The 1,163-nt window shown below is 39.4% G+C and carries 1 protein-coding gene; it reads right to left on the reverse strand.

Translation table 11 applies throughout. From position 1 onward, the window contains the following. Positions 1 to 416, reverse strand: a 416-nt coding sequence (locus DF185_RS24710; RefSeq protein ID WP_133250140.1) for a hypothetical protein, incomplete at its 3' end; no start/stop codon positions are given. Positions 417 to 1,163 lie beyond the last annotated feature (747 nt).

A 1,163-nucleotide genomic window follows, 5' to 3' on the forward strand; every position in this document is an offset into this window, starting at 1 on the left:
CGACTAATAGCACGTGGACCACAATTTTGTTCGAGCTGACGTTTATTTTCGCAGCTAGACAGTACCAGTAGTGTTTCATTTGATTCTGGACTCTGGGCATCATCTACAGGATCTGGCTCCTGATCATCTGGTATTGTCACAACTTCATGTGCATTTAGCACAATATTTTCTTGCTCTGAGCTGGACACGTTACCAATATTACGTTTTCCTTCTGGTATAGAGGGATTTGAATCCTGCACAGGATATGCTTCTGAAATGTCCATTACTGCACCATTATCTGCATGATATATAGATTTCTTATTTTCTGCTTGAATGCAAAGTCTGCCCAAAACTGTTACAAATAGCTGTTGTTGCAAGGCCAACATCTTCTGCTGGTGCTGTAATATTAACCGCAACTGTTCGAAAGAAATCGACATTTTTTTTTGCCAATAATATTAGCTCCAAAAATCACCGGCAATTATACAGCTAATTTATTTCCAAAATCTGAGTCACCACTTGTATTATTATTATTTCTTTGTTGCCAAAATCCCCGTCGCCAATTGTTATGACCTTGAAGTTGAGGGTTCAAAACTTTTCTCCACCCCGTCGCCAATTGTTGTGACTTCAAACTTGGGTCGATTTTTACCCCGTGCCAATTGTCGTGTCCGTGACTGAAAAGATTAGAGAGCAGTGTATTATAGATCGAATCAGTGACACGTAAAACACGCACGAACGGCCTACAGTTCTGATTGGTCCTGCTTCCCTGTCTAGCCCAGCCAGTTGAGTCCAGAACGCAAGTCTCAGCCTCGGAGATATGAATCATTATATTTCAAACATACTCTATTTATATACTAACCAAGCATACCACATCGTACCATAAAAATAGAAAACAACATTTTGTACAATACTCAACAAGTGAACAGATATCGACCAATAGGAAATGTCCATTTAAAATCCAAGGACACCATTGGACTTGACATGATAATTATTGGTCTATTCCTCCGCATCCACAACACCTCCCCTTTTTTTTGAAGATCCGGAGTTGATATCCGGATTTTGAAATTTTCTGGGTTCATCCTCCCCCACGAAATAATGTTGGGTCCTCATATCCCCAAGTTAAAATTAATTTGACTTTATTTAGCACATAATTGTCAGATTGAACAGAGAAGTCACTGAAAGTGATT

It is taken from the genome of Marinifilum breve (assembly GCF_003202155.1).
GTDB lineage: Bacteria > Bacteroidota > Bacteroidia > Bacteroidales > Marinifilaceae > Marinifilum > Marinifilum breve.